Source organism: Amycolatopsis sp. NBC_00345 (assembly GCF_036116635.1).
Classification (GTDB): domain Bacteria; phylum Actinomycetota; class Actinomycetes; order Mycobacteriales; family Pseudonocardiaceae; genus Amycolatopsis.
The window spans coordinates 2,464,270-2,477,202 of the sequence record NZ_CP107995.1 but is presented as its reverse complement, the minus strand read 5'-3'; the positions used below and the strand labels follow the sequence as shown (position 1 = coordinate 2,477,202).

Here is a 12,933-nt window from a genome sequence, read left to right as displayed (position 1 = left end):
CTCTGGCCGGGAATTTCCGGTCACCGAGAAGTCACGCCGCCCTCCTCGGCCGGCCCCTGCGCCAGCGCCAGTTCGAGCGACTCGCGCTCCACGGCGGCCTTCACCTTGTCGCTGTCCATGGCGAGGCTGACGGCCCAGTAGAAGATCCCCAGGCTGAACGCGACCACCACGAGCAGGTCGAGCCACTCCGGCAGCACGTTGAGGTTGCCGGACTCGCCGTAGCGGCCGAGCCAGCCGACCACCGTGAGGCCCAGCAGCCACGGGGCCACCCACATGGCCGCCTTCCAGTCCACCGGCGCGCGGCCGAGCTTCGGCGTGGTGGCGCGGGCGATGAGGAAGAGCCCGAAACCGATCACGATGGCGATCATGATCTTCCACGTGACGTCGAAGCCGCTCCAGTAGACGATCAGGTTCGCCGCGCAGAACCCGGCCGGGGCCAGCACGTTCGGCATCGGCGCGCGGTACGGGCGCACGCGGTCCGGGTCGCGCTTGCGCAGCGCGATCATGGAGACCGGCGCGAACGCGTACATCAGCGCCGTGGCCGAGGTGATCACGCTGACCAGCGACTGCCAGCTCGGGAACGGCAGGAAGGCGATCTCGCCGACCACGAACGACAGCACGATCGACCACGCCGGCACGCCGCGCACGTTCAGCTTGGCCAGTCCCTTCGGCAGTGCCCGCTCGCGGCCCATCGCGTAGGAGATGCGGGCGGACGTGCCGAGGTACAGCATGCCGGTGCCCGCCGGCGAGACGAACGCGTCGGCGTAGAGCACGTAGGACAGCCAGCCCGCGCCGGCCAGCGTCGCGAGTGTCGCGTAAGGACCGAACGAACCCTGCGTGATCGGGTCGGCCCAGCCCTTCACCAGCGACGCCGGGTCGAGGGCGCCGATGAACGCGACTTCGAGCAGCAGGTAGACGATCGTGCCGATGACCATCGCGACGATGATGGCGCGCGACAGGTCCTTCTGCGGGTCCTTCGCCTCACCACCGACTTGGACCGCCTGTTCGAAGCCCTGCAACGCGAACACCACCCCCACGGGTAGCGCGGCGAAAATGCCGTGGGCGCCGTACGGGGCGAAGCCGCCGCCGGCGGTGAAGTTGCCCGGGTGGAACCGCAGCGACAGCAGCACCACCACGGTCAGCAGTGGCACCGCGACCTTCCAGACCACCGTCGCGCCGTTGCTCTCCGACAGCAGCTTCACGCCGACCAGGTTGATCATGGTGAAGATCGCCATCAGCAACGTCGCCCAGCCGAAGCCGCTCCCGGTGAGGGTGCCGGCGGGGCTCAGCAGGTTCAGGTGGTCCTTGACCCAGGCGATGTTGTCCAGGTACTCCAGACTGGCCTCGACCTCGACGGGCGCCAGCGCGACCGCCTGCAGCCAGGCCACCCAGCCGCCGAAGAACCCGCCGAGCACGCCGTAGGCCAGCGCGGGGTAGCGCGCCGTGCCCCCCGCGACCGGGTAAGCGGCGCCGAGCTCGGCGTGCACCAGGGCGAGGGTGGCCATGATCAGAGCCGTCAGCACCCACGAAACCAGCGACGCCGGGCCGGCCACCTTCGCGGCCTTCAAGGCGCCGAGCAGCCAGCCCGAGCCGATGATCGAGCCGAGTGAAACGAACATCAGGCCGTAGAAGCCCACGGATCTGCGCATCCGTGGCGAAGACGCGTCCGAAGTGGCCGACTGGACCGGTTTAACCATTAAACGCCTCGATCCCGAACTCGGAGAATTTTGTCCGATTGATTGGCGCAGCTACCCGTTCACCCGGCCACCGGGCAAGTACCTGAACGAGTTATTGGCGCAATCACAACGCGTCATCATGGGCCACCGGCCCGAGAATCGGAACCGCCCCGCTGTTACAGGTGAGTTTCATTCAGCGAAAACGGAATACCGGTGACAAACCGACATAATCGGCTTTTCGTCCACGCGTGGACAGACTCTCCGGCGGGGCTCAGCCGGCCGGGCTCCAGCCGAGCGCCGGGCCCAGCTTCACCGCGATGTCGGTGAGGATCTGCACGTAGTCCTCGTGCTCGAAGGTGAACGGCAGCGCGAAAGCGACCTCGTGGATCTCCCGGAACGCCACGTGCGCGTACAGCCGTTCGGCGATCTCCGCCGACGTGCCCACCAGGTCGGGCGCGAACAGCATCCGGGCCGGCCCCTGCGGCGTGCGGGTGCGCGGGGTCCGCTTACGCGCGTATTCCTCGTACTTGGCGCGCTGCCCGGGAGTCGCGCTGTCGGTCGGAATCACCACGAGTCCCTGCGAAACGCGCGCTTTCTCCCCTTCGGGATGATGGGCGCGGAAGGCGCGCACGAGCGAAAGCTGGATTTCCGCGAAGTCGACGGTGTTCCCGGGCTCTTCCGCGCGCACGACACTGCTGGTCAGGAAGTTCATCCCCTGCTCGCCGGCCCACTGCGCCGAGCGGAGGCTCGCGCCGCCGTACCACATCCGGCGGCCGAGGCCGGGCGAATGCGGCTGCACGCGGTCGGAGAACACCTCGAACCCCTCGACGCCGCTGAAGCCGGTGGCGGGCTTGCCCCGCACGTGGTCCAGCAGCCGCTGGACCCGCCCGTACCCGAAGTCCTCCGCGTCCGCGGTGTCCGGGTACAGCGCGTTCTTGAGCTGCTCGTAGTGCCGCGGCGGGCCGACGCTCAGGCCCGGGTTGAGCCGTCCGCCGGAGAGGATGTCGACCGTGGCGAGGTCTTCGGCCAGCCGCAGCGGGTTCTCCCAGCCCAGCGGGATCACCGCGGTGCCCAGCTCGATCCGGCGGGTCCGCTGGCTGGCCGCCGCGAGCACCGCGACGGGCGAGGAGATGCCGAACTGCAGGTGCCGGTGGCGCAGCCAGGCGCTGTCGAACCCGAGCCGCTCCCCCAGCTCGATGATCTCCAGCGTCGACTCGTGCCCGCGCCGCGGGTCGGCCTCGTCGAACAGCCCGATGGTCAGGAAGCCCAGCTTCCGCAACGGCTCCGAGCGCAACGGCACGGTGGTTCCTCCTCGTCCGCGGCAGTCCGGCCACCGGCGCCGGGCGGGCCGGGACACCGGTGCCGGCCGCGGGCGCGCGCGTCATCCGGACCGCTCCCGCCCGAATTTAGCCAGCGCGCAAGGGGAACCGCCACCGTTCCACCTGACGGGACTCGGACGGGTCAGGCTTTGCGGCCGACCCCGCCCGCGATGCACTCCTGGACCTGGTTCAGCGGGGTGTAGCGCGGGCCGTCGGGCCACCAGTCCTCGCACAGCACCAGGCCCGGGACGACGAGCTCGGTGCCGCCGAACATCGTCGCGATCTCGTCCCAGGTGCGGAAGACGCCGCTGCCCATCGGGCTGTGCGTGAACTTCTCCTCCATCCGCCGCGCGATCTCGCTGTGCGCGGCGGTCTGCGGGTCGAGGAAGTGCGCGACCACGACGAACGAGCCGGACGGCAGCGCGTCGGCGTAGGCCGCCATCAAGTCGGCGTAGTCGGCGCCGAGGTAGTGGTGCAGCGTGCCGTTCTGGATCAGCGCGATCGGCTGGTCCCAGTCCAGGAACTCCCGCACGGTGGTGTTTTCCAGGACCTGCTTCGCGTCGAAGATGTCCGCCTCGACGAACCGGGTCTGCGGGTTCTCTTCGAGCAGCGCGCGGCCGTGGGCGAGCACCACGGGGTCGTTGTCGACGTAGAGCACGCGGGCGTCGGGCTGCAGCCGCTGCACGACCTGGTGGGTGTTCTCCGCGGTCGGGAGGCCCGAGCCGCAGTCGAGGTACTGCGTGACCTTGCCCTGCGTGGCGAGGAACCGGCAGGCGCGGATGAGGAAGTTCCGGTTCGCCCAGGCCAGGTCGTTGACCTCGGGCGCGACGGTGGCGACCTGCCGCAGCACCTCGCGGTCGATCTCGTAGTTGTTCGTGCCGTTCAGCGCCGCGTCGTAGACCCGGGCGATGCTGGCCCTGGTCGTGTCGACCCCGACCGGCGTCGTACTCGGCGATTTCTGCTCGGCGTCGGGCATCTTCGGAACTCACCTCGGAGTGCGTCGTTACGTTCGGGACCACCCAGCGTAGTCGTCCCCCCGCGGACGGACACCACCAGCAGGGGGCAATCCGGACGCCACGGCGGCGGCGAAGACCGCCCCAAAGACTGAACGCAACCAGGTGTGAGCGCCGCCCGGCCGGGTAACCGGCCAGAACCTGAACGGTTCCAGAAGGGTGGCGGCGCATGGAGGACAGCGATGCGGCGGCCGCGTTGCGCGAGGCCGGGCTGCGGGTGACCAAGCCGCGTCAGGCGGTCTTCACCTGGCTCGACGGTCATCCGCACTCGACCGTGGACGCCATCGCGGGCGCCGCCCGGCGGCGCCTCGACTCCGTGTCCACGCAGGCGGTCTACGACGTCCTCGCGGCTTTCACCACGGCCGGGCTCGTCCGGCGGATCGAGCTGCCCGGCCAGGCGGCCCGCTTCGAGCGGCGGGCCGGCGACAACCACCACCACGTGGTCTGCCGCCGATGCGGCCGCGCCGAGGACGTCGACTGCGTGCGCGGCGCGGCGCCCTGCCTGACCCCGTCCGACAGCCACGGCTTCACCGTCGACGAGGCGGAGGTCGTGTTCTGGGGCGTCTGCCCGGACTGCGCCGGACCAGCGCGCGCCGCGCCGGACACGGAACCACACCACCACGAGGAGATGACGAAGTGACGGACACCCAGCCCCACCCGACCACGACGGACGCCGGCATCCCGGTGGAGAGCGACGAGCACTCGCTCACCGTCGGCCCGGACGGCCCCATCCTGCTGCAGGACCATTACCTGATCGAGCAGATGGCGCAGTTCAACCGCGAGCGCGTGCCGGAGCGGCAGCCGCACGCGAAGGGCAGCGGCGCGTTCGGCCGGTTCGAGGTGACCGGCGACGTCAGCGGCTTCACGAAGGCGGCGGTGTTCCAGCCGGGCACCGAGACGGACCTGGTGGCGCGGTTCTCCACCGTCGCCGGCGAGCGGGGCAGCCCCGACACCTGGCGCGACCCGCGCGGATTCGCGCTGAAGTTCTACACGACCGAGGGCGTCTACGACATGGTCGGGAACAACACCCCGGTGTTCTTCGTGAAGGACCCGATGAAGTTCCAGCACTTCATCCGCTCGCAGAAGCGCCGCGCCGACAACAACCTGCGCGACCACGACATGCAGTGGGACTTCTGGACGCTGTCGCCGGAGTCGGCGCACCAGGTGACCTGGCTGATGGGCGACCGCGGCATCCCGCGCACCTGGCGTCACATGAACGGCTACAGCTCGCACACCTACCTGTGGGTCAACGCCGCCGGCGAGCGGCACTGGGTCAAGTACCACTTCAAGACCGACCAGGGCCTGGAGTTCTTCACCCAGCACGAGGGCGACCAGATGGCCGCCGCCGACACCGACTACCACACCCGCGACCTGTTCGAGGCGATCGAACGCGGCGACCACCCGAGCTGGACGCTGCACGTCCAGGTGATGCCCTTCGACGACGCCAAGACCTACCGGTTCAACCCGTTCGACCTGACGAAGGTGTGGCCGCACCACGACTACCCGCTGATCGAGGTCGGCCGGATGACGCTGGACCGCAACCCGACCGACCACCACGCGGAGATCGAGCAGGCCGCGTTCGAGCCGAACAACCTGGTGCCCGGGATCGGCCCGAGCCCGGACCGCATGCTGCTGGGCCGCCTCTTCGCCTACGCCGACGCGCACCGCCATCGCATCGGCGCGAACTACAAGCAACTGCCGGTCAACGCGTCCACCTCGCCGGTGCACAGCTACAGCAAGGACGGCGCGATGCGCTTCGCCAAGGTCTCCGACCCGGTGTACGCGCCGAACTCCAAGGGCGGCCCGCGGGCCGACACCGAACGCTACGGCGCACCCGCGAGCTGGCACGCCGACGGCGACATCGTCCGCACCGCCTACGCCGACCACGCCGAGGACGACGACTGGGGCCAGGCGGGCACGCTGGTCCGCGACGTCCTCGACGACGCCGCCCGGGCACGGCTGGCCGACAACATCGTCGGCCACCTGCTCAACGGCGTGTCCGAGCCGGTGCTCCAGCGCGCCTTCGAGTACTGGCACCACGTGGACAAGGAACTGGGCGACCACATCGAGTCCGGCGTCCGTGCCAAGGCGGACGAGAAGGATCCGAAGGCGGGTGAGCAGGGCAACCCGGCCCGTTCGTCCATGCAGCGCAAGGCCTGACCGATCCGCCCGCCCGTCGTCCGCTGTGGACGGCGGGCGGGCAGGGTGCGTCACCGCCGCAGGACCAGCGCCTCCCACGGCCGCAACCGGGCCTGCTCCCCCAGCACCTCAGCACTGTCCGGGTAGTTCCCGAGCACCAGCCCGGCCCCGACCCAGCCGTCGACAGCGGGTACGTAAGAAACTGGGCGACCACATCAAGTCCGATGTCCGCGACAAGGATCCGAAGGCCGACGGACAGGGAAACCCGGCCCGCTCCACCATGCAGCGCAAGGCCTGACCACGCCGCCCGCCCGTCGTCCGCTGTGGACGGCGGGCGGGCAGGGTGTGTCACCGCCGCAGGACCAGCGCCTCCCACGGGCGCAACCGGACCTGCTCCCCCAGCACCTCGGCACTGTCCGGGTAATTCCCGAGCACCAGTCCGGCCCCGACCCAGCCGTCGACAGCGGGCACGTCCAGCGGCGAGCCGGAGAAGTTCGCCAGCACCAGCAGCCCACGCTCACCCTCGGTGCGGGTGAACGCGAACAGCCGCGGGTGCTCCGGCAGCAACAGCTCGTACCGCCCGTCGGTGATCAGCGGTTCGTTGTGGCGCAAGGAAATCAGCCGCCGGTAGTGCGCGAACACCGACGCCGGGTCGCCCACCTGAGCGGCGGCGTTGACCGAGGTGAAGTTCGGGTTCACGCGCAGCCACGGCGTGCCGGTGGTGAACCCCGCGTTCGGCGAAGCGTCCCACTGCATCGGCGTACGGGCGTTGTCCCGCGACCGGCTGCGTAGAGCCGCCAGCACGTCGGACGCCGGCTGCCCGCGCCGTTCAGTCGCCTCGAAGTAGTGGTTACGCGACTGGATGTCGGCGAAGTCGTCGATCGAGGCGAACGGCACGTTGGTCATGCCGAGTTCCTCGCCCTGGTAGACGTACGGCGTGCCGCGGTGCAGGTGCAGCACGGTGGCCAGCAGCTTTGCCGACAGCTCGCGGTACGCGCCGTCGTCGCCCCAGCGCGAGACGATCCGCGGCTGGTCGTGGTTGTTCCAGTACAGGCTGTTCCAGCCCGCCTCGGCCAGCCCGGTCTGCCAGCGGGCCAAGGTCCGCTTCAGCGCGACCAGGTCGAACGGCAGCTCGTCCCACTTGTCGCGGCCCTGGTCCAGCTCCACGTGGTCGAACTGGAACACCATGTCCAGCTCGCGCCGCGCCGGGTCGGTCAGCAGCCGCGCCTGCGCCACCGAGGTGCCGGGCGTCTCGCCGACGGTCAGCAGCCGGTCCTCGCGCCCCGCGAACACCTCGCGGTGCATCTCCTGCAGGAACTCGTGCAGCCGGGGACCGTTGGCGTACAAGGACTCCGCGTCGCCGTACAGGTCGCCCGGCGCCATCGGCGCGTCCGGCAGCGCCACCGGCTTGGCGATGAAGTTGACGACGTCCATCCGGAAGCCGTCGACGCCCCGGTCGAGCCACCACCGCATCATCCGGTGGACCTCCCGCCGCAGCTCCGGGTTCTCCCAGTTGAGGTCGGGCTGCTTGCGGGAGAACAGGTGCAGGTAGTACTCGCCCGAGTCCTCGTCGCGCTCCCAGGCCGGCCCGGAGAACCGCGAGCCCCAGTTGTTCGGCTCGGGCCGCCACCAGTACCAGTCGTGCTTCGGGCTCGCCGGGTCCCGCGACTCGACGAACCACGGGTGCTCGTCGGAGGTGTGGTTGACGACGAGGTCCATCACCACGCGCAGGCCGCGCGCGTGCGCCTCGGCGAGCAGCTCGTCGAAGTCGGCGAGCGTGCCGAAGAGCGGGTCGATGTCGTAGTAGTCGCTGATGTCGTAACCGTTGTCGTCCTGCGGCGACGGGTACACCGGCGAGAGCCACACGACGTCGATGCCGAGCGCGGCGAGATGGTCCAGCCGGCCGATCAGTCCGCGCAGGTCCCCGACGCCGTCGCCGTCGGAGTCGGCGAAGCTGCGAGGGTAGACCTGGTACACGGTGGCGGTCCGCCACCAGCCGCTTGTCGTCCCGGTCATTCCAGCCCCTTTCCAGTCAGGCGAACACGAGTTCGTCGGCCTCGGCCCGCGACAGGTCCAGCTCCATGCCGAGCCCCGGCTTGCCGTTCGGCCGGAACACCCCGTCGACCGGGTTCACCGGGTCGGCGAGGAACAGCTGGTGCACCTGGTTCCACTTCACCAGATCCTCCTGGTACGGCGTGTGCGCCGGCGACTGCGTCAGCGAAAAGTGCAGCGTCGCCGCCGCCGAATGGCCGTGCGGGATGACCATCAGATCGTGCGCGGTCGCATACGCGGCGATCTTCAGCGCCTCGGAAAACCCGCCGCACCAATACAGATCGGGCTGGACGACGTCGAGCGCGCCGGCGTCGACGAAGCGCCGGAAACCCCAGCGCGTGTACTCGTGCTCCGCCCCGGCCAGCGGGATGGACAGCCGTTGCCGCAACAGCCGGTAGCCGTCGACGCGGTCGGGCATCACGACCTCTTCGAGCCAGCGGGGCCGGTACGGCGCGATGCGCGCGGCCAGCTCGGTCACGTAGGTGACGTCCATGGCCTGCCAGCAGTCGAACATCAGGTCGTAGTCCTCGCCGACGGCCTCGCGCAGCGTCCGCACCAGCGCGACGTTCGCGTGCAGCCCCGCGTGGCCGCTGGCCGGGCCGTGCCGGAAGAACCACTTCTGCGCCACGTAGCCACGGTCGCGGTACTCGATCGCGCGCTCACGCACCCGGTCGAGATCCTGCACGGAGAAGCCGAGCATCGACGCGTACGCGGGCACTTCGTCGCGGGTCGGCCCGCCCAGCACGCGGTGCACCGGCTGCCCGAGCCACTTGCCGCGCAGGTCCCACAACGCGTTGTCCACGGCGCTGATCGCGAGCATCGGCAACCCGCCGCGGCCGTGCACCTGCGCGCGGTGCAACTGGTCCCACAGCTTCTCGCCGGCGATCGGGTCGCGGCCGAGCAGCAGCGGGCGCAGCTCGCGGGCGACCAGCCACGCGACCGTCTCCGGCACCGGCCCGGCGCGGCCGACCAGCCCGTCCTCCGTTTCGATTTCGACGAAGTACGTGGTGACGGCGAACCCGTCCGGGGTCTGCACCCCGCCCTCGTGGTCGTCACGCTCGCGGTACTCGGGGTAGACGTCGAGCGGCCGGACGAGCCGGTCCTCCCACAGGTCGCCGTCCGTCGGCAGTGTGCCCTTCAGGCGACGCAGCCGGACCTGGCCGATACGCACTCAGACCTCCTGTTTCGGTGCGGGCCGCAGCGCCTGGCGGGCGGGCCGCCAGACGAGCAGGATCACGGTGAGCGCGATGATCGCGACCACGGCCATCGCGGCGAGCCAGAGCAGGCCGCCGTCGAAGCTGCCGGTCTTCGCGTCGATCGCGCCGATCACCGCGGGGTTGACGACGCTGGAGAGGTTGCCCAGCGCGTTGATCAGGGCGATGCCACCCGCGGCCGCGGCACCGGTGAGGATCGCGGTGGGCAGGCCCCAGAACGTCGGCAGGACCCCGAAAACCCCGAACGCCGCCACGCACAGCGCGACCAGCTTCACGACCGGCGTGTCGATCGAAGCCGACGCGACGAGCCCCACGAGCGACACGCCCAGCGCGACGTACAGGCTGACCGCGCGCCGCCCGGGCCGGTCGGCGAACCGGCCGAGCACCAGCATCCCGGCCAGCCCGAACAGGTACGGGATCGCGGCGACGAACGTCGTCGCAGTGTTGCCCAGCCCGAACGGCTTGAGGATCTGCGGCAGGAACGTGCTGACCGCGCCGTTGAGGTTCGTCAGCCCGTAGTACGCGACGGCGAACATCAGCACTTTGGGGCTGAGCAAGGTCTTCAGCACCTTACGACGGCCGGTGTGCCCGTCCAGCGCCTCGCGTTCCGCCTTCTCCCGGGCCAAGGTGCCGGTGAGCCACTCGCGTTCCTCGGCGTCGAGGAACTTCGCCTTCTCCGGGCTGGTCGGCAGCAGGAACGGGATCAGCACACCCAGCAGCACCGCCGGCAGGCCCTCGATCAGGAACACCCACTGCCAGCCGTGCAGCCCGAGCCAGCCCTCCAGGTTGAGCATCAGGCCGGACAGCGGGGTGCCGATGACCAGCGCCACCGGGATGGCCGCGGTGAACGTGGCCATGATCCGCCCGCGGTAGGCGGCCGGGAACCACAGCGTCAGGTAGAAGATCACGCCCGGGAAGAAGCCGGCCTCGGCCGCGCCGAGCAGTGCGCGGGCGACGTAGAGGCTCGGGATGTTCCACACCAGCGCGTGCGCCGCCGAGATGATCCCCCAGGTGACCAGGATGCGCGCGATCCACCAGCGGGCGCCGAACTTCGCCAGCGCGAGGTTCGACGGCACCTCCAGCACCACGTACGGCACGAAGAACACACTCGCCGCGAAGCCGAACGCGGCGGCCCCGATCCCGAGGTCGGCGTTCATCGTCAACGCGGCGACGCCCAGGTTCGCCCGGTCGATCACCGCCAGGAAATAGCCGATGATCAGCACCGGAAGCAACCGGACCGTCAGCTTCCGCAGTACACGGGACTCGAGCATGGATCCTCCGCCGAGGGGACGCGCGTCGCGTCGGTGCGCCTTCGCCGGAAACGTTACCGGGAACGTTTCCGGAACGCCAGTGGGGTGGCCGGAACGCGCTAGTGTGAGCCGTGGCCGGTCCGTAGCCGGGCGCTCACCGGGTGGCCGGCAAGCGCGGGCGGCGCAGGGGAAAGATGGTCCCGGCAAGCAGCCGGCGGACAGGGTGCACACCAGTGCGCGAAGGAACGGGGGACGGCATGAGCCGGGTCGGGATCCGGGAGCTGGCGGCGGAGCTGGGGATGTCGATCAGCACCGTGTCACGGGCGATGAACTCGCGGGGCGAGGTCAGCGCGGCCACCCGGGAGCGCGTCCGGTCGGCCGCGGAGCGGCTCGGGTACCAGCCCAACCAGTCCGGGCGCACGCTGCGCCGGGGCGCGACCGGGACCGTCGCGCTGGTGATGCAGACCAACACCGCGCGCACCGAGATGGGCGAGACGTTCTACTTCGCCGTCTGCGACGGGCTCCAGCAGGTGCTGGCGACCCGCTCGATGGACCTGGTGCTGCTGCCCGTCGGCCCCGCGAAGGACCCGTACCGCTACCTGGTCAACGCCGTCGACCGGCACATCGCCGACGCGTACGTCATCTCCAACACCCACCGCGAGGACGCCCGGGTGGCGCTGCTGACCGAGCGCGGCGTCCCGTTCGTCGCGCTCGGGCGCGGCGGGCCGGCCGGGCACGCGTGGCTCGACCTGGACTTCGAGGGCGTGGCGGCCGGGTCCGTCGCGCGGCTGGCCGCGGCCGGCCACACCCGCATCGCGCTCGCCTGCGACGACGGCGACGTCAACAGCACCTGGGAGTACGCCCGCGGCTACCGGCGCGCGCTCGCCGAGCACGGCCTGACGCCCGCGGCCGAGATCCGGCTGCCCGACGCGCCCGGCAGCGGCGAGGTGCTGGCCGACCGGCTGCTCGCGATGTCCCCCGCGCCCACCGCCGTGGTGCTGGCGCAGGAGACGCTCGCCCTCGGCCTGTACCGGCGGCTCGGCGAGGTGGGCGTGCGGCCGGGCGCGGACCTCGCCGTGGTGGGCTTCCGGAAGAACCCGGTGTGCGACTACCTGGTCCCGTCGCTGACCAGCTTCGCGGTGTCGCTCGACGCGTACGGCCGGCGTCTCGGCGAGATCGTGCTCGACCGCGTCGCCGACGCCGACGCGCCGGTCCAGGAGGTCTGGCCGATGACGCTGGCCCCAGGCGAGAGCGACACCGCTCCGCCACGTGTTTCGGAACGGCTCAGCTGAAGGCTTTCGCGACGATCCGCGTCGCCTCGGCGATGGTCGCCGCGCCCGCCGTGGACTTCGGGTCCGTCGGCGCGGTGTAGACCGCGATCACCCACGGCGCGCGGCCCGGAGGCCAGACCACGGCGACGTCGTTGCTCTCCCCGTGCGAGCCGGAGCCGGTCTTGTCGGCGACCCGCCAGCCCGCCGGCACGCCCGCGCGCACCTGCTTGCCGCCGGTCGTGTTGGCGACCATCCAGCCGGTGAGCCGGTCGCGGCCCGCCGGGTCGAGGCCGTTGCCCAGCACCAGCGCGCGCAGGTCGGCGGCCATCCGGGCGGGGGTGGTGGTGTCGCGTTCGTCGCCGGGGGCGCCGACGTTGAGCTCCGGCTCCACCCGGTCCAGCCGGGTGTCGGGATCGCCCAGGGTGCGGACGAACGCGGTCACCGCGGCCGGGCCGCCGACCTGCCCGACGATCAGGTTGGCCGCCGTGTTGTCGCTGACGGTGATCGCCGCCTCGCAGATGGCCGCGCCCGTCATCCCGTCCGCCACGTGCAGGGACGTCACCGGCGAGTACGTCACCAGCTGCGACTTCTCGTAATGGATCACCTTGTCCATGGCTTCCGGGTGCCCGTGCAGCAGCGCCGAAACGGCCAGCACCTTGTGCGTCGAGCACAGCAGGAACCGCTCGTCCGCGCGGTATCCGGCCGTGGCGCCGGTGCCGGTGTCCACTGCGGACACGCCGATCCGGCCGCCGAACTTCTTCTCGAGCGCGGCCAGCTCCGGCTGCACCGACGGCCGTGCCGGTGCCGCCGACGAGGACGGCGGCGAGGAGACCGCCGTCTTCCCCGCGCATCCCGCGGCCACCAGGCCCAGGCCGGCCACCAGCGCGCCTCGCCGGGACAGCATTCCCCTGCTCACCATCACACCTCTTCGCGTTTTCGATCTTGCTCTCACCGACAACGACGTCCGGGCCGCGAAGGGGTTGCCCGGCTCAGTCGCCC

At 70.8% G+C, this 12,933-nt stretch carries 11 protein-coding genes; 4 read left to right on the top strand and 7 right to left on the bottom strand.

The window, feature by feature from the left end; genetic code table 11:
- Positions 1–20: 20 nt before the first annotated feature.
- Positions 21–1,649, bottom strand: a complete 1,629-nt coding sequence (locus OG943_RS10950) for an APC family permease (protein ID WP_328609611.1) — start codon at positions 1,647–1,649, stop codon at positions 21–23.
- Positions 1,650–1,671: 22 nt separating this feature from the next.
- Here OG943_RS10950 and OG943_RS10945 point away from each other — a divergent pair, with 22 nt between their 5' ends.
- Positions 1,672–1,893, top strand: a complete 222-nt coding sequence (locus tag OG943_RS10945; RefSeq protein ID WP_328609610.1) for a hypothetical protein — start codon at positions 1,672–1,674, stop codon at positions 1,891–1,893.
- 54 nt (positions 1,894–1,947) lie between these two features.
- On the opposite strand, the gene OG943_RS10940 is transcribed toward OG943_RS10945, so the two are convergent.
- Complete coding sequence (locus OG943_RS10940) at positions 1,948–2,976, bottom strand: LLM class flavin-dependent oxidoreductase (protein WP_328609609.1); 1,029 nt, start codon at positions 2,974–2,976, stop codon at positions 1,948–1,950.
- Positions 2,977–3,137: 161 nt separating this feature from the next.
- Positions 3,138–3,971: an SAM-dependent methyltransferase gene (locus OG943_RS10935; protein WP_328609608.1), complete on the bottom strand. Its 834-nt coding sequence runs from the start codon at positions 3,969–3,971 to the stop codon at positions 3,138–3,140.
- Between the two features lie 206 nt (positions 3,972–4,177).
- Here OG943_RS10935 and OG943_RS10930 point away from each other — a divergent pair, with 206 nt between their 5' ends.
- Together OG943_RS10930 and OG943_RS10925 are read left to right on the top strand one after the other, a co-directional pair.
- Positions 4,178–4,648: a Fur family transcriptional regulator gene (locus tag OG943_RS10930; RefSeq protein WP_328609607.1), complete on the top strand. Its 471-nt coding sequence runs from the start codon at positions 4,178–4,180 to the stop codon at positions 4,646–4,648.
- Positions 4,645–6,168, top strand: a complete 1,524-nt coding sequence (locus OG943_RS10925; protein WP_328609606.1) for a catalase — start codon at positions 4,645–4,647, stop codon at positions 6,166–6,168. The genes OG943_RS10930 and OG943_RS10925 overlap by 4 nt, the downstream gene beginning before the upstream one ends.
- 327 nt (positions 6,169–6,495) lie before the next feature.
- On the opposite strand, the gene OG943_RS10920 is transcribed toward OG943_RS10925, so the two are convergent.
- From OG943_RS10920 to OG943_RS10910, 3 genes are read right to left on the bottom strand one after another with little or no spacing between them, the layout of a single operon-like run.
- Positions 6,496–8,163: a glycoside hydrolase family 13 protein gene (locus tag OG943_RS10920; RefSeq protein WP_328609605.1), complete on the bottom strand. Its 1,668-nt coding sequence runs from the start codon at positions 8,161–8,163 to the stop codon at positions 6,496–6,498.
- Between the two features lie 16 nt (positions 8,164–8,179).
- Complete coding sequence (locus tag OG943_RS10915; protein WP_328609604.1) at positions 8,180–9,370, bottom strand: enolase C-terminal domain-like protein; 1,191 nt, start codon at positions 9,368–9,370, stop codon at positions 8,180–8,182.
- Positions 9,371–10,684: an MFS transporter gene (locus OG943_RS10910; RefSeq protein ID WP_328609603.1), complete on the bottom strand. Its 1,314-nt coding sequence runs from the start codon at positions 10,682–10,684 to the stop codon at positions 9,371–9,373.
- A gap of 212 nt (positions 10,685–10,896) precedes the next feature.
- Here OG943_RS10910 and OG943_RS10905 point away from each other — a divergent pair, with 212 nt between their 5' ends.
- Positions 10,897–11,955, top strand: a complete 1,059-nt coding sequence (locus OG943_RS10905) for a LacI family DNA-binding transcriptional regulator (protein WP_328609602.1) — start codon at positions 10,897–10,899, stop codon at positions 11,953–11,955.
- On the opposite strand, the gene bla is transcribed toward OG943_RS10905, so the two are convergent.
- Positions 11,948–12,850, bottom strand: coding sequence for a class A beta-lactamase (gene bla / locus OG943_RS10900; RefSeq protein ID WP_328612044.1), 903 nt, complete (start codon positions 12,848–12,850; stop codon positions 11,948–11,950). The two genes, OG943_RS10905 and bla, sit on opposite strands and share 8 nt — an antisense overlap.
- Positions 12,851–12,933 lie beyond the last annotated feature (83 nt).

Bases quoted from the DNA above. Each gene is read 5' to 3' on its own strand.
- OG943_RS10910 (WP_328609603.1), bottom strand. From the start codon at position 10,684: ATGCTCGAGTCCCGTGTACTGCGGAAGCTGACGGTCCGGTTGCTTCCG.
- OG943_RS10935 (WP_328609608.1), bottom strand. From the start codon at position 3,971: ATGCCCGACGCCGAGCAGAAATCGCCGAGTACGACGCCGGTCGGGGTC.
- OG943_RS10930 (WP_328609607.1), top strand. From the start codon at position 4,178: ATGGAGGACAGCGATGCGGCGGCCGCGTTGCGCGAGGCCGGGCTGCGG.
- OG943_RS10950 (WP_328609611.1), bottom strand. From the start codon at position 1,649: ATGCGCAGATCCGTGGGCTTCTACGGCCTGATGTTCGTTTCACTCGGC.
- OG943_RS10920 (WP_328609605.1), bottom strand. From the start codon at position 8,163: ATGACCGGGACGACAAGCGGCTGGTGGCGGACCGCCACCGTGTACCAG.